Consider the following 19,239-nt stretch of genomic DNA (forward strand, 5'->3'; position numbering starts at 1 on the left):
CTATTGTTCACTCCACATTTGTTTTTTCATCGCTATTAAATTGAATAATCTGCCCCTCAAAGGCGTTGACATACAGGCTGTCCTTATCATTCACGACAATGCGCCAGGTTGGGGCGAGTACCTGGGAGGCCGCCAGCTGAATCCTCGTTGAATAACCCAGCTCAACATTGGTAATCTTGGATTTCGGCTTCAATTCACCCTTTTGGTGCAGGGTTTCGATTGCCTTCAAGGGCGTCAGGATTTCTTCTTTTGCGGCTAACCTTTCGATTTCCTCGAGATAGGTTTGCTGATAGGCTACAATCTGGTTATCGGAATTAACCGTAAAAACGATCATGCCATTAATATTTTTATATAATCGGAAGTTCTCAAATTGTTGAAAATAGGTTATCGTATTTTTCTTGTCATCTTTTTCCCCAAATTGATATTGATCTCCGTTTAGGATATTTTCCTTTATAAAAGAAGCAAGCTCGGATGGCTCAAATTTATTGCCTAACTGAAATGGCTTTTCCAACTCTGCTATGAGCGTGGTTCCAGGGTCTTTCAAAACAGGAATCTGCCCTTTAAGCTTCATTAGATCACTTTTAGTAAAAGATTTTGGCTGGGCGCTCAAATACTGTGCCTTAATTTGCGTTTTGGGGAGTTCAACCTCAATCTTGATTTCTTGCCCCTTAAGCTTATCTTCAAATGAAGTCTCTGTCACCACTTCAAAATTATTAGCATCCCGGATTTTCATAAATTGAAATAACAAATACACATCCAAAATCAAAAAAGTAATGATAAAAATTGTTTTAATTTTACTCCAATCCACGATTAAATCCCCCCAGTTCTTCCATCGTAATCTCGCCCCACGTTCCGTGATAGCGATAGAACCAGGCTGGTTCTAGGAGGATTAGCCGATTTTCTTCCTTATCCCTTTCCATCCGATAGCCCAACACCAATTCTTCCAAAAGCTCCGGTTTAAAATTCTGCTTGCTCTGTAAAAACTCAAGGGCTGTATGCCCGGAAGGTCGGGTGACCCGCTGCATTTCCGTTGTTAACGGAAGCTCAAGCGCTATGTTCGGCCGGATATATTGATTAATTTCATTGCGGCCCCAGGTCTGATAAATTTCCGAAAGTCCCCTGTCATTAAACACAGGGTATCCTTCAGTTGTATATAACCGAAAAGTGACAGAGGCTTGGTATTCATTTTTGTAAACATATCGATAGGTGTCTGTCCACCCGCCATGCTCGTTAACAAAATCAATACTGCGCTTGACCAGATCATAGGAGGTTTCCACATAATCGTCCTCCGCTGTCGGATTAACATAGGAGAGGATATTTGTATCATTATTGACCGTCATTTTGCTCGTATCACTGCTATACTCTTCATTCTGCCTTACGGAATTTCTCTGGACAAAGCTTGGGTCCCTAAACAGGGCTTCTTTAAATTCATCGGAATTAAGGGTGACTGGCAAATATTTGTAGACAAACATTTCTGTTTCGCCGTCTGGCAAGAATAGCGTCCTATTTTCACCTGCATCAAAGACAAAATATCGCGGCAGCTTTGCAGCATTTTTGAAAAAATCCCTGTTAAAGGTGTTTAAATTGGCGGGGGAGATGTTGCTGATGTACACCTGCCCAGTTGCTGTTGAGACAAAATAAACAATTCCATTTTCACTGCCGGTGTTTTCAACATTGATGATGATACGGTTAAAGTTGAACGTCGGTACCTTCTTGCCTTCAATATTTAGGACACTTCGGTATAATTCGATTGGAACCTCACCGGGAAAGATAATTTCTGCATTCCCGGCCCCATGAGTTAACTCCTTTAAATTGCCAACCTTTTCGGTGTAATTCTTCACATCAAAAAACGACCAGCCGCTTAATTCTTTAATGAGTTTATCAAGTTCGGCCGCATTGTTCGTCCCAAAATGGTCCCCTTTATAATGGTATAAAATCCGGTCGGGCCGAATAATTTTTGGAATTTCCTGTTTCTCGCTTAAACTAACTTCGGAAATGGTATTGTCGCCATTTTCCATTGTTTCCAAATTCGGCTGGTAGGTCCATAGATTCCAGGTGAAAAAAATACTGACTAAAACGAGAATCACTAGTATGATTGACTTGATACTTTCATATTTCATGACCAATCATCCTCTTCCGTATACTCGAACGGCAATGAAAACGAAATCGTCGTGCCCTTGCCTTCCTGACTTGTCGCCCAAATGCTGCCGCCATGAGCACTGATTATTTCTTTGGCAATGGCAAGACCCAATCCTGTTCCGCCCATTTTGCGCGTCCTTGCTTTATCAACGCGATAAAACCGGTCAAATATTTTTCCAATACTCTCTTTTGGAATGCCTACTCCTTGGTCTGAGATGCTTACCACAATGGTATCCTGTCTTTCCTTAATCGAAAATGTAACCCGGCCGCCTTCCGGAGAATATTTCAGGGCATTCGAAATAATGTTGTATAACACCTGTGTCATTTTATCTTCATCGGCTTCGACAAAAATGGCGTGATCCGGTAGTTTTCTTTTTAACGTAACATTCTGTTCCTTCGCCACTTCAAACCGGTCAATAATCCGGTTAAAGAAGTCAACAAAGTTCACCCATTCCATCTTCATTCGATAATCGGTGCTGTCCATCTTCGACAGCGTCAGCAGGTCATTGACAAGGCGGATCATCCGCTCGGTCTCGTTCCTGGTCACTTCCAAAAAGTTCGGCGCGATTTCCTCATCCTGCCACGCCCCGTCCGCCAAGGCCTCCAGATAACTCCGCATCGTTGTAAGCGGCGTTCTCAATTCATGAGATACATTGGCGACAAACTCCCGCCTCTCCGCATCAATTTTCTCCTGCTCGGTAATATCATGGAGCACACAAATCAACCCGTTCACAAAGCCTGTTTCTTTTTGAATCACGGAAAAATTGGCCCGAAGGATAAATCGTTCCGATGTGGTACTATAATCAAGGATTAACGAATCCTTTTCCTCTAGCAGATCTTCAAATGTATTCGTATCGTCCAAATCCAATAACGACACGATTGGCTGGGATAGAACTGTTTCACGTGAAACATTCAACATCTCGGCTGCAGGCTCATTGATTAAAATGACCCGTCCTCTTCGGTCGGTTGCTATGACCCCATCGGTCATATAAGACAGGACAGAGGATAGCTTGCGGCGTTCCCCTTCGGTCATCGCTTGGGCTTCTTGTAGCTTCTTCGTTAGATGGTTAAACGTCATCGCCAGTGTCCCGATTTCATCGTGCCCGTACACTTTAACCTTACGTGAGAAATTCCCCTTTGCCATCGCCTGTGCCTGCTTTTTCATATCCGTTATCGGCCTGGTAATGGTCTGTGCCAATAAGATTCCCAATATAGCCGTTACCGCCATGGCAATCCCTGTACCAGTCGCAAAAATCTTATTAATGGTTTTCATTTGTGCAAACACATTTTCAATTTTTGCCACAAGATAAATTGCACCAATTACTTTCTTCCCCGACTTAATGGGGGTGGAGAGGACCCAGATTCGATGCCCGGTTGGCCGGTCCAATAGCACAGCGCTCTGATCTTCCTCCAACACCATTGATTGCTTAACCCTTAGTTCTGTCGTTCGCTGGCCAACGACCCCCTGATTGCCGGGGTGGGAAGTGCCCAAAATTTTCAGCGACCGGCTTTCTATTACCCTTACTTCGGAAATGTCACCGGCATTATCAAAATCCCTAAGAATTTTCTTGATATCCTCCTCGAGTGAAGGATCTTCCGGCGTCCGCTGCTTTCCCATCTCCTCGCGAACATTATAGGCAAGCAAATTTACACGTTCTTTTATTGATGTCTGAAAATTTGTCCGCAGTGTTTCCTCCAGCTGCCTGACAAAATAAACACCAATAATCTGCATCGCCACTAAGATCAGCAGGACATAGATAAGGACGAATTTAACGTGTATTGAGCGAAAGAAACCAACTTTTTTCACAAGTCATTACTCCTGTTCAGGATTGCGCAAATAATAACCGACCCCACGGCGCGTCACAATCCAGGCCGGGTGGCTCGGACTGTCTTCGATTTTTTCCCGCAGGCGTCTGACCGTTACGTCAACGGTTCGGACATCGCCGTAATAATCGTATCCCCATACCGTTTGCAATAGATGCTCCCTGGTCATTACCTGACCGATATGCTGAGCCAGGTAATAGAGCAATTCAAATTCCCGGTGGGTCAGTTCAATCGTCTCACCGCGTTTAGAAACGACATAAGCATCCGGATGAATCACAAGTGAACCCACCTCAATTTCATTCGTTTCATTTCCCGCCTCCGGCTGCGAAAGTACATGCTGATGCCGGCGCAGGTTAGCTTTGACACGGGCGATTAATTCCCTCGTGCTAAACGGCTTCGTTACATAATCATCAGCACCAAGCTCAAGGCCAAGCACTTTATCAATCTCAGAGTCCTTTGCCGTCAGCATAATAATCGGCATTTCATATTTTTTACGCACCTCGCGGCAAACTTCCATGCCGTCTCTTTGCGGCAGCATGATATCCAATAAGATTAAATCAGGCTGAATTTGTTCCACTAATTGAAGTGCTTCATTCCCATCATAGGCGCAATAGACATCATAACCTTCTTTTTTGAGGTTAAACTGAAGAATATCAGCAATCGGTTTTTCATCATCGACAACAAGAATTTTCTTTTCCATACCATTGCTCCTTTTTCATAAATTTATCTATTCTATCCAGGCTATTTAAAGTCATACCTACTCTATTTTACTTTACCACTGTTTTCGCTGGAATTCACCTATTACTAGTATTTACATTTAGAGGAAAAGAAAAAAACGCTGCTCTAGGAGCCTGACAAATAGAAAAGTCTCTAGTGAAAACTAGAGACTTTTAATGGTTTAAATAATCCACTGGATTGACATGGCTGCCATTTTTAAATACTTCGAAATGAAGGTGTACGCCGGTAACATTCCCGGTTGCTCCCATTATTCCGATTGCCTGCCCTTTTGAAACTGTCTGGCCTGCTGTTACATTTAGCGATGACATGTGGGCATATAAGGTACGCAGCCCATTTTGGTGGTCGACAATCACTTTATTTCCATAGCCGCCGCTATCCCAGCCTGCTGAAACAACCACGCCGTTATCGGCCGCTTTAATCGTTTTGTCACTTGGTCTAGCGATATCGATTCCTTTATGCATTCTACCCCAGCGCGGGCCCATGTGACTGGAAATATATCCGCCTACTGCCGGCCATGCCAGGCTTCCATCACCTCGGGACGGAATAGCTTTCGTTCCTTTGATTACAATGTTATTTACTGGCTGTTGCAGGATTTGTTCACTTGTTTGATCCTTCTTAACGATTACGCCGTTTTGTTCAGAAATCAGATAAGTGACCGAGCGGGAACCATTTTGCCCCTGCTGCTTTTCAATTGTCTGGCCCTTTGGAATCGAAGCATCCTCGGTAACCTCTTTGCTATAAGGAATAGCTTCGACCTGATTGGCTTCTTTTTCAACAATGACCTCAACAAACGGCTGGATTGCCGTAATATTGAGCTCCTGTCCAATTTGCAGCAGGCTGTCTGCTGTCAATCCAGGATTTAATCCGATAATATCAGCCAGGTTCATGCCATTTCGATGGGCAATGGTCTCCAGCACATCTCCTGCTTGAACAACATATTTCTTTTCTTCAATACTGCCATTTCGTAAAAATGTGACCGCTTGTTCCGGTGACATTAATTTTTCTATTTCAACATTTTGCTCTTCGATTGAAACATTTTTGGATAAACGAACGTCTAATAGACGAGTCTCATTTTCTTTTAATGGCGGCAATTCAGGTACTGCTTGTCGGGCTTCAAGTGCCTGTAGTTGATCTTCTGGCACATATTGAAGCTTCAACTGACGAATGACTTGCTCAGCATCAGCCTTGGTTTCTAAAAAGGCAACTGGCTTCCCGTCAATGAAGATGGCTGCTGCTTCCGCGTGAATTTGAAAGGTATTTTTGAAATTTTGAATGGTTTCGTTGTTATTGCCTGTGGAGCGAAAAACCTGTTCAGGTATGTATTGAACTTGTGAGCCAAGTTTAAGATTCCTATGTTTAAGCAATTCTTTCATTGTACCTATTTTTTCGGCCACGACTTTATCGACAACTTCCTTGTCGTTCACATTACCGATATATGTTCCATTCACATATACGTGATAAATGGTGGTAAGTTTTGATGAGTCAGCTAGTGCAACAGGCCCGCTGCTAAACGCGATCACGGATGCAGCAACAGCTGCGGCAACTGTCGTTTTTAACATTAACAACCGTTTTGTATTGGAATTTCTATTTAAGAAAAACATTTTTCCTCCTAAACCACGGTAAACCCCTTCAATCTAGCAGCAAAGAGTTATCCAGAATTTTAGACCTCCTTTAATTTAACATAGTTTTATATAAAAAGATTAATAGTCTTTATAATGTAACAAAAATGTATAATTGCTGACATTTTCCTACTTTTATTTGAAATATGCTAGGCAGTTTTTCCTGTTTTCTTGTAAGTGTATGGGTATAAATCTCTATTAAATCAAGGTTTTTGCTAGTTCTGGGGTCTGAAGGGCAAGTGTTACAAATTTGGACAACCCAAAGGGAGATTTTGTAAGAAAAAGGTAGTTTTTTTACGAGTCTATTACAGGTTTATTGCAAAAAAAGAAGCTTGCGGATGCGCAAACTTCTTTGGGATGGCTCAGGACGGAATCGAACCGCCGACACATGGATTTTCAGTCCATTGCTCTACCGACTGAGCTACTGAGCCAACTTGTTATGTACAAGTGGCGGTCTGGACGGGACTCGAACCCGCGACCTCCTGCGTGACAGGCAGGCATTCTAACCAACTGAACTACCAGACCAATAATATATAAGGCAGTCGGCAAGGTGACCGTCCTTGCCAGCCTTTTGCCGACCAACCTAATGCCGATGACCCCTACGGGATTCGAACCCGTGTTACCGCCGTGAAAGGGCGGTGTCTTAACCGCTTGACCAAGGGGCCATTCTTAGAGAATGGTGAGCCATGAAGGACTCGAACCTTCGACCCTCTGATTAAAAGTCAGATGCTCTACCGACTGAGCTAATGGCTCGTATAAAGATGATTTCCTAAAGCTATTCTGCCGTCAGATGTCCCCGCCTCAGAATGCTTATTCAAGCAGCGGCTCGGCGTGTACAACTCGCAGCCTATTCATGGAAGCATTGCTCGTTGCTCTACCGACTGAGCTAATGGCTCGTACTAAAAATGCTCGTTTGTGACGACGCTTTTTATAATATCATGGCAGAGTTTAATAGGCAACCCTTTTTTAAAAGTTTTTATAAGGCGAAATTTTGATGTTACCCAAACCGTGTAAGATTATGATAACATTTAAATCTATTTTTTCTTCGTTCCTTCCTCAAGACTATTCATTGAGGACTTTGACCCTATTTTCCACCTGTTTTGTCATTCTTAATTTAAACGACCCTCTTTCCTAAGAAAGAGAGCCGCAAATTTTAATATAAAAAATTAGATCTGTCTCCATGGGCTGCGGACGACATTTGTTTGGTTACGGTCCGGTCCGACAGAAAACGTAGATAGTGGAATGCCTGTCAGCTGTGTTACACGCTCAACATAGTGACGCGCATTCACTGGGAGTTCATCCAATGATTTTACTCCAGTGATATCCTCTGTCCAGCCTGGCAGTTCCTCATAAATCGGCTCGCATTGAGATAATATCTTTAGGTTAGCCGGGTACTCGGTAATCACTTCGTCCTTGTAGCGATAAGCCGTACAAATTTTTAGCGTTTCGATCCCTGTTAACACATCGATGGAATTAAGCGATAGATCGGTTAACCCACTGACACGGCGCGCATGGCGAACAACCACACTGTCAAACCAGCCTATCCGGCGCGGACGTCCTGTCGTTGTGCCATACTCCCGTCCGACTTCCCGAATTTGATGCCCAATTTCATCATGTAACTCAGTAGGGAAGGGGCCGTCACCAACACGGGAAGTATAGGCTTTGCAGACTCCCACAACATGCGTGATTTTAGAAGGGCCCACTCCTGAACCGATTGTTACACCGCCGGCAACCGGATTGGAGGAAGTGACAAACGGGTACGTACCCTGGTCAATATCAAGCATGACCCCTTGTGCACCTTCAAACAACACACGCTTCCCCTCATCAAGGGCATCGTTTAACACAACAGAAGTATCACAAACGTATTTTTCAATTTGCTGGCCATATTCATAATATTCATCTAGAATATCTTCTAGCTTAAAGCCCTCAGTTTCGTAAATGCGCTCAAATAAGCGATTCTTTTCTTCAAGATTATGAGCTAATTTTTCTTCAAAAATTTCTCGGTCCAGCAGGTCGGCAATCCGGATTCCGACACGTGCAGCTTTATCCATATAGGCAGGCCCGATTCCCTTTTTTGTCGTTCCGATTTTATTGGCACCCTTCCGCAATTCTTCGACTTCATCCAACTTTAAGTGGTAAGGAAGAATAACATGGGCACGATTACTTATTCGAAGATTTTCCGTTGAGATGCCCTTTTCATGCAAATACGCCAATTCAGCAACCAACGCTTTTGGATCTACCACCATACCATTGCCGATAACACTGATTTTTTCTTTATTAAAAATCCCTGATGGAATCAGATGCAGCTTATAGGTTTCGCCGTTAAATTTAATTGTGTGACCGGCATTGTTTCCACCTTGATAACGGGCAATAACCTCTGCATTTTCTGACAGAAAATCAGTTATTTTTCCCTTACCTTCGTCTCCCCATTGCGTACCAACGACAACTACTGATGACATGAAAGGCACCTCCGAAATTTTCATATATAAATTCAATTAATAACCCTTCATAGTTTATCAATTTTACGACCAATAAGTCAACAAAACACGAACGTTTTATATAAAAATAGTAAAATATGTTCGGATTAATAGTAAACTATAAAAAAGGAGTCAGCCAATCTTTGGCCAACTCCTTTATGCACCTGGAGCATCAAAGCGTGTTTCCAGGTTAACGAACTTATTATATTCTTTAACAAACGCCAGCGATACTGTGCCGGTAGGGCCGTTACGCTGCTTGGCAATGATGATTTCAATGATATTTTTATTCTCGGATTCTTTGTCATAGTAATCATCACGATATAAGAAGGCAACAATATCGGCGTCCTGCTCGATACTTCCTGATTCACGAATATCGGACATCATCGGACGCTTATCTTGACGCTGCTCGACACCACGAGAAAGCTGGGACAAGGCAATAACAGGAACTTTCAATTCACGGGCTAGCTGCTTCAAAGAACGGGAAATTTCTGATACTTCCTGCTGACGATTTTCGCCAGACCTGCCACTTCCCAAAATAAGCTGCAAGTAGTCGATCATAATCATCCCCAAGCCATGTTCCTGCTTCAATTTGCGGCATTTGGAGCGGATATCATTTACCCGGACACCCGGCGTATCATCAATATAGATCCCCGCATTCGCCAGGCTCCCCATTGCCATCGTTAGTTTTCCCCAGTCTTCATCGGTTAATGACCCAGTACGAAGCCGTTGGGCATCGATATTTCCTTCAGCACAGAGCATACGCATGACGAGCTGCTCAGCACCCATCTCGAGACTAAAGATCGCGACATTTTCACCCGCCTTAGTCGCAACATTCTGGGCAATATTTAAGGCAAATGCCGTTTTACCAACAGAAGGACGGGCACCAACAATAATTAAATCATTGCGCTGAAAACCTGCAGTCATTCGGTCAAGTTCAGCAAACCCGGTCGGAATTCCGGTAATATCACCGACACGGTTATTCATCAATTCAATATTGTCATACGTACGGACAAGAACATCTTTAATATGATGGAATGCCCCGGCATTTTTACGCTGGGCCACTTCCATGATACTTTTTTCCGCTTCACCTAAGAGAGTTTCAACCTCATCCTCACGTGTATATCCATCAGTGGCAATATTCGTCGCTGTTCGGATTAATCTTCTGAGTAATGACTTTTCCTCTACGATTTTAGCATAATATTCAATATTGGCAGCTGTCGGAACAGACCCTGCCAGATCATTTAAATAACTGATTCCGCCCGTATCTTCCAATAGCTTTGAAGCCGCAAGTTCTTCGGTAACGGTAATCAAGTCTACCGCTTTGCCCTCGTCGCTCAGCTTCAGCATCACATTAAAGATTTTTTGGTGGGCGGCACGATAGAAATCCTCAGGAATTAATATTTCAGAGGCCGCTGTCAGGGAGGACGGCTCTAGAAAGATCGCACCTAAAACCGCTTGTTCCGCTTCAATATTTTGCGGTGGCATGCGGTCTGCAAACAGTTCACTCATTCTATTAAAAACCTCCTTACCCATTAAAGAGCATAAAAACAAACGTTCAAAGAAAAAAGTGACCAGCCAAAACCGATCACATCCCTTTCTTGCTTATTTCTATTCTATCACGTTTATACTTACTATTAAAACTGGCAATTATTTGACTTCCTTGACATGTACTGTTAAAGTTGCCATTACTTCATGATGAAGCTTGACAGGAACCTTGGTATGACCGAGTGTGCGGATGGCATCGCCTAATTCCATTTTTCGTTTATCAATTTTTATTCCGTGTTTCTTCTGCAGCTCTTCGGCGACTTGCTTAGTCGTGATCGAGCCGAACAGCCGGCCGCCTTCACCTGCTTTCGCCGTCAACTCAACTGTAATTTTCTCCAATTGTTCCTTCAGCTTTTTCGCTTCAGCAAGTTCCTCGGCTGCAGCTTTTTCCTGCTTTTTCTTTTGGGCATCCAATGAGCTCATATTGGCGTTTGTCGCTTCGACGGCCAAACCTTGTTTAATTAAAAAATTATGTGCATAGCCGTCGGCCACATTTTTGATTTCGCCTTTTTTCCCTTTGCCTTTAACATCTTTTAGAAAAATTACCTTCATTCCTTTTTGCTCCCTTCAAAATAATCATCTATTGCCTGTTTCAACTGCAGTTTCGCTTCATCGATGGTAATTCCTGACAGCTGGGTTGCAGCATTTGTAAGATGGCCTCCGCCTTGAAGGCTTTCCATGATTACCTGTACATTGACATTCCCTAATGAACGGGCGCTAATCCCAATCATGCCTTCAGCCCGTCTGGAGATGACAAACGACGCAAGCACGCCATTCATCGTTAGCAGCGTATCGGCTGCCTGTGCAATCAGCACTTGGTCATTCATTTCATCTTCTGTGCCGGCTGCAATGGCAATGCCTTCCCGGTAAAATTGTACCGATTCAATCAGCTTTGAACGCCTAATATATGTATCCACATCTTCCTTCAGGAACTTTTGCACCAAAATGGTATCTGCACCATGGGCGCGAAGGTAAGAGGCAGCATCAAAGGTTCGTGAACCTGTTCTAAGCGTAAAGCTCTTTGTATCGACAATAATGCCAGCCAACAGCGCAGTAGCCTCAACTACTTCAATTTTACCCCGTTTTGGCTGATATTCAAGAAATTCAGTTACCAATTCCGAAGTGGAGGAGGCATATGGCTCCATATAAACCAGCAGCGGATTAGCAATAAAGTCTTCTCCGCGGCGATGGTGGTCAATAACAATTTTATGATCAATTTTATTTAAAAGCCGTTCCTCCATGACCAGTGACGGTTTATGCGTATCAACAATGACAAGCAAGGTTTTGTCGGTGGAAATTTCCAATGCTTCCTCCGGACCGATAAAGCGGGAGAATAATTTCTCCTGGCTTCGGATTTCGTCCATCAGCCGTTTTACGCCGCTGTCCATTTCCTGCATGTTAACGACAATATAGGCATCCTTTTGATTCATTTCGGCCACTTTATAAATTCCGATGCCCGAACCAATTGAATCCATATCAGGATTTTTATGTCCCATGATAATGACTTTATCACTTGCCACAATTAGGTCCCGTATGGCATGAGAAATAACCCTGGCCCTTACCCTTGTGCGTTTTTCAATCGGATTGGTCTTTCCGCCGTAAAATCTCACCTTGCCATTCGGCTGTTTAATGGCCACCTGATCGCCGCCGCGGCCCAGTGCCAAATCCAAGCTTGATTGGGCATAGAATCCCAGTTCAGGCAATGACGAGACTCCCGTTCCTATGCCAATACTCAACGTAAACGAAACATTTTGTTTGGCGGTCATTTCCCTGACTTCATCCAAAATGGCAAATTTCCCTTTTTCAAGACTGTGAAGTATTCCTTCGTTAAAAACGGCAATAAAGCGTTCCGATGATATCCGCTTTATGAAGATGCCATTTTCATTTGCCCATTTATTCAATATCGAAGTCACCATATTATTGACGCTTCCACGCATTTGATCATCCATGCCCTGCGTTAAGTCATCATAATTGTCCAAGAAGATAATCGCAATAGCAGTCCGTTCTTCCTGGTACATTTTCTCAATCTCAGCTTGTTCAGTAACATCAAAAAAGTACAGCAGGCGTTCTTCAGGTTTATGAATCACACGAAATTTCCGGTCGTGAAGCGTGATAATTTCCGTTTCTACCTCTTGCTTGATTAACGGCAGCAGATGATCGGCAACATCATAAAGCGAACTGCCTACCAGCGTCTCTTTATCGAAATACGATGAAAGAAACGGATTGGTCCATTCGATTGTAAATTCGTCATTGATTAGCATAATCCCAATCGGCATTCCCAGGAGAGCTTCCTCGCCTACTTTTTTAACCCGGTAAGAAAGTGTCGAGATATATTCTTCCATTTCCTTGCGTTGCCTGTTTTCGATTAGAAACATGTAATAGAGCGGAAAAACCATTAACAATAGGCCTGCCAAACTTAATATCCAATTATATAATGACAGGCAAATGAGCAATACAACTGTTACGCCTATTAACCCATAAAAGGGATAACGGATGGACCGTTTTTCTAAAAATGCAGGCATTGTTTCAGCTCCCAAAACCAAGTAATCATGACTGTTTTTTTATCAGATATCTTCTTAAATCAAAACCTAAATCAATTATACCTAATATCCCTACAATATAAAGTAAAATTGGAATAATGAACGAAACAACAGCCAAAGTAATCGATAATGCTTTCGACATTCCTTTTACATCAAAATAATAAAATAAAAACGTATATCCCTGGAACACCATCAGCATTTGCAAGACATATGTAAGATTGAGCAAAGCGGCATACCAGTATGTGCCTTCCTGCGGGTTTAACAGCATGCTGGCCAACAATGTGAACATCAGGATCCAAAGCAAACTTTTTGGCAGACGAATGTCCTTAAAGGGCTTCCATTTTTTCATTTCAATCCCAAATCGTTTGATAATTGGGTAATTCACAAGTTGAATCATAAACACAATGATGAAGGATGAGGCTACCAATAAGGTTGGCAGTAATGTTCTGAACAAATCCAACCCTTTCTTGAATTGCTCGATGGTACGTTCCGCTTCTTTCTCCTGGCCAAAGCTTTTCAACATATCGGCAGACATATTTAGCGATTGCTTCATCGTATTAACCATTTCAGTGATGAAGTCGATTTTAAAGAAAATAACACTAACCCCATACATAATAATCAGGTTTATTAAAAATACAAATGAGCCCGCAAGCAGGACATTGAATCTGTCCTTTTGCTTCCGAATTAGGATTCCCATTACAACACCCGTTGTTCCGAACCCAATTGCTGCCGGGACAGACAGAATGGATCCTGTAATTAACGAAAGCCCGATGGCAGCCGCTAAAAATACCAAGGTCCATTTCCATTCATATTTAGCGGCAAAAAGGATAAAAGGCAATGGTAAAAATAAATTTAAAAATCCTAATAACGGGATATAAAACGTTATTAACATAATAATAGTAAAGACTGCCAAAAGCATGGCGCCTTCTGTCAGTTTCCGGACATTTTTCACATCTTCACCTCAAATCATTCGATGCACTACATTTAATTTTAGCCAGAAAACCTCTAGTATTCAAATAAAAAAAGAAAAGGCAGCGGAGATGCGACACCCCGACTGCCTCTTAGTTTTATTCTCCTGCTACGAATGGTAGCAATGCCATTTGACGAGCACGTTTGATTGCAACTGTCAATTTGCGTTGATATTTAGCACTTGTGCCAGTTACACGGCGTGGTAAAATCTTTCCACGCTCAGAGATGAATTTCTTCAGTAAATCAACATCTTTATAATCGATGTGAGTGATTCCGTTTGATGTGAAATAGCACACTTTACGACGTTTAGCACGTCCGCCTTTACGTCCACCTGCCATGAAAATTCCCTCCTTTATTTATTGTATCCGTTCGAAGTTGGTTAGCATCAGAATGGAAGATCATCGTCGGAAATGTCGATTTGACCGCTTCCGGCAAATGGATCATCATTCACTTTTGTATAACCCTGGTTGGAGTTTTGTCGTTGATTCTGATTGCCGCCATATGGATTTCCTTGCGGTTCCATTGGAGGAGCCCCATAGTCGTTGCTTCTGCCACCGCCACCGGCATTGGATGCATTTCTTGGTTCTAAGAATTGAACAGAATCAGCAACAATTTCAGTGAAATACTGACGTTTTCCGTCCTGTTCATATGTGCGAACTTGGATTCTGCCATCTACACCTGCCAAACTCCCCTTTTTTAGGAAATTCGCCACATTTTCAGCGGCCTTTCTCCACACAACAATGTTAAGAAAGTCTGCTTCACGTTCACCTTGCGGATTAGAAAATGTACGATTGACTGCAAGGGTAAAAGTGGCCACTGCAATTCCGTTTGGCGTATACTTCAAGTCAGGGTCTTTTGTTAAACGGCCGACAAGCACAACACGATTTATCATCAGAATCAACTCCTTTTCCCCAATAAAATGTTTCACGTGAAACATTTTTATCCAGAAATTTATCTTAGTTTTCTTCTTTAATTACGATATGGCGAATGATATCTTCGTTGATCTTCGCAAGACGAGCAAATTCTTGAACTGCTGCAGACGAAGATGTCGTTTTTACGATTTGATAGTATCCGTCACGGAAATCATTGATTTCGTAAGCAAGGCGGCGTTTGCCCCAATCCTTCGTATCAACGGCTTCAGCGCCATTTTCAGTAAGGATGTTGTTAAAACGCTCTACAAGAGCCTTTTTCGCTTCATCTTCAATGTTTGGACGGATGATGTACATGATTTCGTACTTGTTCATCACTGTCACCTCCTTTTGGTCTAAACGGCCCTTATGTGGGCAAGGAGCAATTATTCATTACTCACAAGTTAAAATTATAGCACAGGTAATGATGAAATGCAACGACCTTCACAACAAAGTCGTTTTATTAGCCAAAAAGAAGCTGACATATTCGGTCAGCTCCAAAATGATTATACGTTAAAACGGAAATGCATGACATCGCCGTCTTTTACTTCATAGTCTTTACCTTCTAGGCGGACTTTTCCCGCTTCTTTGGCGGCATTATGGCTCCCCGCAGCCAGCAGGTCATCAAAGGAAACCGTTTCTGCCCGAATAAAGCCGCGTTCAAAATCAGAGTGAATAATCCCGGCACATTGCGGTGCTTTCATGCCCTTTTTAAACGTCCAAGCTCGAACTTCCTGGACACCTGCAGTAAAGTAGGTCGCCAAACCGAGCAGGCTGTAGGCAGTCCGGATTAATTGATCAAGGCCGGATTCTTCAATTCCAAGTTCTTCAAGGAACATCGCCTTTTCTTCTCCTTCAAGCTCAGCAATTTCCTCTTCAATTTTCGCGCAGACAATGATCACTTCCGCATTTTCATTTGCTGCATAATCACGTACCTTTTGCACATATTCATTTTCCGATGGGTTAGCGACATCGTCTTCGCCGACGTTGGCCACATAAAGTACCGGCTTAATGGTTAACAAATGCAGGTTTCTTGCGATTTTCATCTGCTCATCGGTAAACTCGATCGAACGAGCCGGTTTTTCCGCCTCAAAAGCTTCACGTAGCATCGATAGGACTTCAAATTCCGCAACGGATTCTTTATCCTTTTGTTTGGCTAATTTTTCAACCCGGGTAATTCGTTTTTCGACCGACTCCATATCGGCAAGGATTAATTCAAGATTAATGGTTTCAATATCAGAAATCGGGTCGACTTTACCAGCCACATGGGTGATGTTATCATCAGCAAAGCAGCGCACTACTTGGCAGATGGCATCTACTTCACGGATATGAGAAAGGAATTTATTCCCTAAACCTTCACCCTTACTTGCCCCTTTAACGATTCCCGCAATATCGGTAAATTCAAATGTTGTTGGAACTGTCTTTTTCGGCTGTACCAATTCGGTCAGCTTTTGCAGACGATGATCCGGCACTTCAACGATTCCGACGTTTGGATCAATCGTACAGAAAGGGTAGTTGGCTGATTCCGCTCCTGCTTGGGTAATTGCATTAAACAATGTAGACTTGCCGACGTTTGGCAGCCCTACAATACCAGCTGTTAAAGCCATTTACTTCACTCCTCAAGAAATTGATATCTATTTAAACTTACGTGTCAGTTACATACACAAGCCTTTCACAATTATAGGCATTTCCTGTTGAAAAAACAAGAAAGAATGATGTTTCCTGCCTACAGAATAAAAAAGAAGCCAATTTAAATAAATACCAGAAAAATATTCCATAATAGCAACAATTTTCTACAAAATTCTCTACTTTTCTAGTAATTATGGTAAAATTTAATATAAATCTATTATTTTCTCCTCACTTTTTGGGGAATTTTACATATTAATAGGAAATTGTGTTTATTGGGGGAGGAGAAATGGAAACAATTCAATTGCCAAGCCGATTGAGAAAGTATAAAGAGTTGCGAACATCTTCCAGCGTTATGAAAAAGGCCATATTGCCTACCATTTGTTTTGCTGCCCTCTCGACGGTTGCTTTTAAAGATGATGTTTTTGCAGAAACCAATACAGCTCAAGTAAGTACAACAATCAAATATGTCAATACAGCAAATGGGTCTCTAAATTTGAGAAATGGCGCTTCCACTCAATCAACTGTCATTTCATCTCTTACAAAAGGAACTGCAGTAACTGTATATTCCGAAAATAATGGCTGGGCTAAGGTAAATGCGAACGGAAAGACTGGATATGTTAGTACTAGCTATTTATCTGCCGGCCCCCCTGTCACTTCAGCTGCGAAGCCACCCTCTGAAGTGACCACTAAATATGTGGATGTAAACAAGGGGACACTTAACCTAAGAAATGCAGCCTCTACAAGTTCAGCAGTCATAGCTGCTTTAACGAAAGGAACAACTGTTACAGTGTATTGGGAAGCGAATGGCTGGGCTAAGGTAAATGCCAATGGAAAAGATGGGTTTGTCAGTTCACAATATTTAGCGGCTCAAAAACAAGGCACTTCATCTTTACCTGAAACGCCAGCATCACCAGCGCCTGCCCCGCAAGCTGCTGCACCAATCACTAAATATGTAAAGTTAATAAGCGGCTCTCTAAATATGAGGAATGGCGCTTCTACCAGTTCTTCTGTGATTGTTAAACTGGCAAAAGGAACCGAAGTGAAGGTTTTATCGGAATCTGCCGGGTGGGCAAAGATAGAGGTTTATGGACAAACCGGTTATGTCAGCTCAACCTATTTATCCAAAGAAAACCCAAATACAGTTATCAAACCAACCGAGACACCAACTCCGACAACTACTAAATATGTGAATGTAAGTCCCGGCTCAAATTTGAATGTCAGAAAAAGCCCTTCTGTTACATCTGGCATTCTTACAAAGCTTCAAGCCGGTACCGAAGTGACATTTTATTGGGAAGAGAATGGCTGGGCGAAAATTAAAGTAAATGGGCAGGATGGATACGTTAGTACCGAATATCTCTCCCCCGCTAAAGGAAACTCTAGTTCGATGCCAAAGGAAGAGCCAAAAACAGTTACAAAGTATGTAAATGTAAGTCTCGACTCCCCATTAAACATGCGCACAAGCCCTTCAACGGATGCATCGATTCTTACCAAGCTAGCACGCGGCGTTGAAATCACTGTTGTTTCAGAATCGGAGGGCTGGGCCAAAATTGAAGCTTACGGACAAAATGGATACGTGGATGCCCGTTACCTATCTGAAACAAAACCTGCTGCGGGTTCAGAACCAACACGGTCGGAAAATAATGGGGAAGATTCCACTCCAGACAGTGGCTCAGAGCAAGTTAATGATTTATCGAACAAAAAATTTGTAAATGTAATTTACGGATCAAGCTTAAACATGCGCTCGGAACCTTCCACAAAGTCAGGCATCATCACAAAGCTGGCAAGAGGGACAATTGTTGTTGTGGAGTCAGAATTAAACGGCTGGTCAAAGGTGACCGCAAACGGTAAAACAGGCTATATCAGTTCACAATATTTATCAAATACTGCACCATTTAATCCAAACATGGCTGGCAATAACGTCGAAATGGTTTATGAAAACTATGATATCAGCTTAGATGATATGGTAAAAATCGAAATGAAAGTCAGTCAGCAAACAGATAAAAAATATGACACTTACATTCGAGCGGATGCCATAACCCTAAACAGTCCTACAATCGGTACTGTTACCGGCTCAGTCTGGAATTTAAGAGGCGGCGCCGGTACAGAGCATTGGGTAGTCGGACAAGTCAAGGGGAATGAAAATCTTCAAATCCTTGATAAAATAACAGGTTCGGACGGATATGAATGGTATAAAGTTGCCTATAACAAAACATGGGTAAATGCAAATCACGAAGATGTTGCCTATTATATTAATCCCAATAATTTTTTAAGCAACACGGTTGATTCCCTGCAATTCCTTAAACTATCGGTCTCTGCCAACCTAAATCCAGATGAAATCAATCAAAGAATCCTTTCTGGAAAAGGTATTTTACAAGGAATGGCTTCCTCTTTTGTTACGGCAGGAAGCATGTATGGAATTAATGAGATTTATTTAATTTCCCATGCCCTGCTGGAAACAAGCAATGGTAGATCCCCGCTTGCCACCGGTGTAGAGGTGAATGGAAAAAAAGTCTATAATATGTTTGGGATTGGAGCATATGACAATTCCGCGCTTGAAAGCGGGGCCCAATTTGCCTATAATGCAGGATGGTTTACACCAGAGGAGGCCATTATTGGTGGAGCTCAATTTATTGCCAATGGGTACATTAATGCGGGGCAAGATACTCTTTATAAAATGAGATGGAATCCCGCTTCCGCTTCAACAAAAGGCTATGCTTCCCACCAGTATGCGACAGACATTGGCTGGGCAGCTAAGCAAGTCTATCAAATCAATAATTTATATAGTTTGCTAGATTCATATAAACTATACCTTGAAATTCCGCAATATAAGTAGTTTAAAAGAGGGCCTTTC

General features: G+C 42.5%; 15 protein-coding genes and 4 tRNA genes. 1 reads left to right on the forward strand and 18 read right to left on the reverse strand.

Annotation, left to right across the window (positions count from 1 at the left end; genetic code table 11):
- Positions 1-7: 7 nt before the first annotated feature.
- From M3234_RS04400 to ychF, 18 genes are all read right to left on the reverse strand, one after another.
- Positions 8-808 carry a two-component system regulatory protein YycI gene (locus tag M3234_RS04400; protein ID WP_262303504.1) on the reverse strand — a complete coding sequence of 267 codons (801 nt, stop codon included), beginning with the start codon at positions 806-808 and terminating at the stop codon, positions 8-10.
- The gene (locus M3234_RS04405) at positions 795-2,120 is read right to left on the reverse strand and encodes a YycH family regulatory protein (RefSeq protein ID WP_262303505.1); all 1,326 of its coding nucleotides are present in this window, start codon (positions 2,118-2,120) and stop codon (positions 795-797) included. Before M3234_RS04405 ends, M3234_RS04400 begins: the two co-directional genes overlap by 14 nt.
- Positions 2,117-3,946: a cell wall metabolism sensor histidine kinase WalK gene (walK, locus tag M3234_RS04410; protein ID WP_262303506.1), complete on the reverse strand. Its 1,830-nt coding sequence runs from the start codon at positions 3,944-3,946 to the stop codon at positions 2,117-2,119. The genes M3234_RS04405 and walK overlap by 4 nt, the downstream gene beginning before the upstream one ends.
- A 6-nt stretch (positions 3,947-3,952) precedes the next feature.
- Positions 3,953-4,663, reverse strand: a complete 711-nt coding sequence (gene yycF, locus M3234_RS04415) for a response regulator YycF (RefSeq protein ID WP_066310616.1) — start codon at positions 4,661-4,663, stop codon at positions 3,953-3,955.
- Positions 4,664-4,853: 190 nt separating this feature from the next.
- Positions 4,854-6,302 carry a peptidoglycan DD-metalloendopeptidase family protein gene (locus M3234_RS04420; RefSeq protein ID WP_262303507.1) on the reverse strand — a complete coding sequence of 483 codons (1,449 nt, stop codon included), beginning with the start codon at positions 6,300-6,302 and terminating at the stop codon, positions 4,854-4,856.
- Positions 6,303-6,678: 376 nt separating this feature from the next.
- Positions 6,679-6,751 (reverse strand) — tRNA-Phe (locus M3234_RS04425).
- Between the two features lie 17 nt (positions 6,752-6,768).
- Positions 6,769-6,845, reverse strand: a tRNA-Asp gene (locus M3234_RS04430).
- Between the two features lie 68 nt (positions 6,846-6,913).
- Positions 6,914-6,985 (reverse strand) — tRNA-Glu (locus M3234_RS04435).
- 12 nt (positions 6,986-6,997) lie between these two features.
- Positions 6,998-7,073 (reverse strand) — tRNA-Lys (locus M3234_RS04440).
- Positions 7,074-7,486: 413 nt separating this feature from the next.
- Positions 7,487-8,779 (reverse strand): adenylosuccinate synthase, encoded by a 1,293-nt coding sequence (locus M3234_RS04445; protein ID WP_262303508.1) that lies wholly within the window; start codon positions 8,777-8,779, stop codon positions 7,487-7,489.
- Positions 8,780-8,953: 174 nt separating this feature from the next.
- Entirely contained in the window at positions 8,954-10,306 is a 1,353-nt protein-coding gene (gene dnaB, locus M3234_RS04450; RefSeq protein WP_262303509.1) for a replicative DNA helicase, read from the reverse strand.
- 138 nt (positions 10,307-10,444) lie between these two features.
- Positions 10,445-10,894: a 50S ribosomal protein L9 gene (rplI, locus tag M3234_RS04455; RefSeq protein WP_262303510.1), complete on the reverse strand. Its 450-nt coding sequence runs from the start codon at positions 10,892-10,894 to the stop codon at positions 10,445-10,447.
- Entirely contained in the window at positions 10,891-12,864 is a 1,974-nt protein-coding gene (locus tag M3234_RS04460; protein ID WP_262303511.1) for a DHH family phosphoesterase, read from the reverse strand. The genes rplI and M3234_RS04460 overlap by 4 nt, the downstream gene beginning before the upstream one ends.
- 25 nt (positions 12,865-12,889) lie before the next feature.
- Positions 12,890-13,834 carry a YybS family protein gene (locus M3234_RS04465; protein ID WP_262303512.1) on the reverse strand — a complete coding sequence of 315 codons (945 nt, stop codon included), beginning with the start codon at positions 13,832-13,834 and terminating at the stop codon, positions 12,890-12,892.
- A gap of 115 nt (positions 13,835-13,949) precedes the next feature.
- On the reverse strand, positions 13,950-14,189 hold the full coding sequence (gene rpsR / locus M3234_RS04470; RefSeq protein ID WP_262303513.1) for a 30S ribosomal protein S18: 240 nt from the start codon (positions 14,187-14,189) through the stop codon (positions 13,950-13,952).
- A 47-nt stretch (positions 14,190-14,236) separates the two neighbouring features.
- Positions 14,237-14,743: a single-stranded DNA-binding protein gene (gene ssb, locus M3234_RS04475; RefSeq protein WP_262303514.1), complete on the reverse strand. Its 507-nt coding sequence runs from the start codon at positions 14,741-14,743 to the stop codon at positions 14,237-14,239.
- A 64-nt stretch (positions 14,744-14,807) separates the two neighbouring features.
- Positions 14,808-15,095 carry a 30S ribosomal protein S6 gene (gene rpsF / locus M3234_RS04480; protein WP_262303515.1) on the reverse strand — a complete coding sequence of 96 codons (288 nt, stop codon included), beginning with the start codon at positions 15,093-15,095 and terminating at the stop codon, positions 14,808-14,810.
- A gap of 170 nt (positions 15,096-15,265) precedes the next feature.
- Positions 15,266-16,366 (reverse strand): redox-regulated ATPase YchF, encoded by a 1,101-nt coding sequence (gene ychF / locus M3234_RS04485; protein WP_262303516.1) that lies wholly within the window; start codon positions 16,364-16,366, stop codon positions 15,266-15,268.
- A gap of 308 nt (positions 16,367-16,674) precedes the next feature.
- Here ychF and M3234_RS04490 point away from each other — a divergent pair, with 308 nt between their 5' ends.
- A complete protein-coding gene (locus M3234_RS04490) occupies positions 16,675-19,221 on the forward strand; it encodes an SH3 domain-containing protein (protein WP_262303517.1) in 2,547 nt (848 codons plus the stop codon).
- The last annotated feature ends 18 nt before the right edge of the window (positions 19,222-19,239 follow it).

This window comes from Neobacillus niacini, from assembly GCF_023715785.1.
Taxonomy (GTDB): Bacteria; Bacillota; Bacilli; order Bacillales; family Cytobacillaceae; genus Neobacillus; species Neobacillus niacini_E.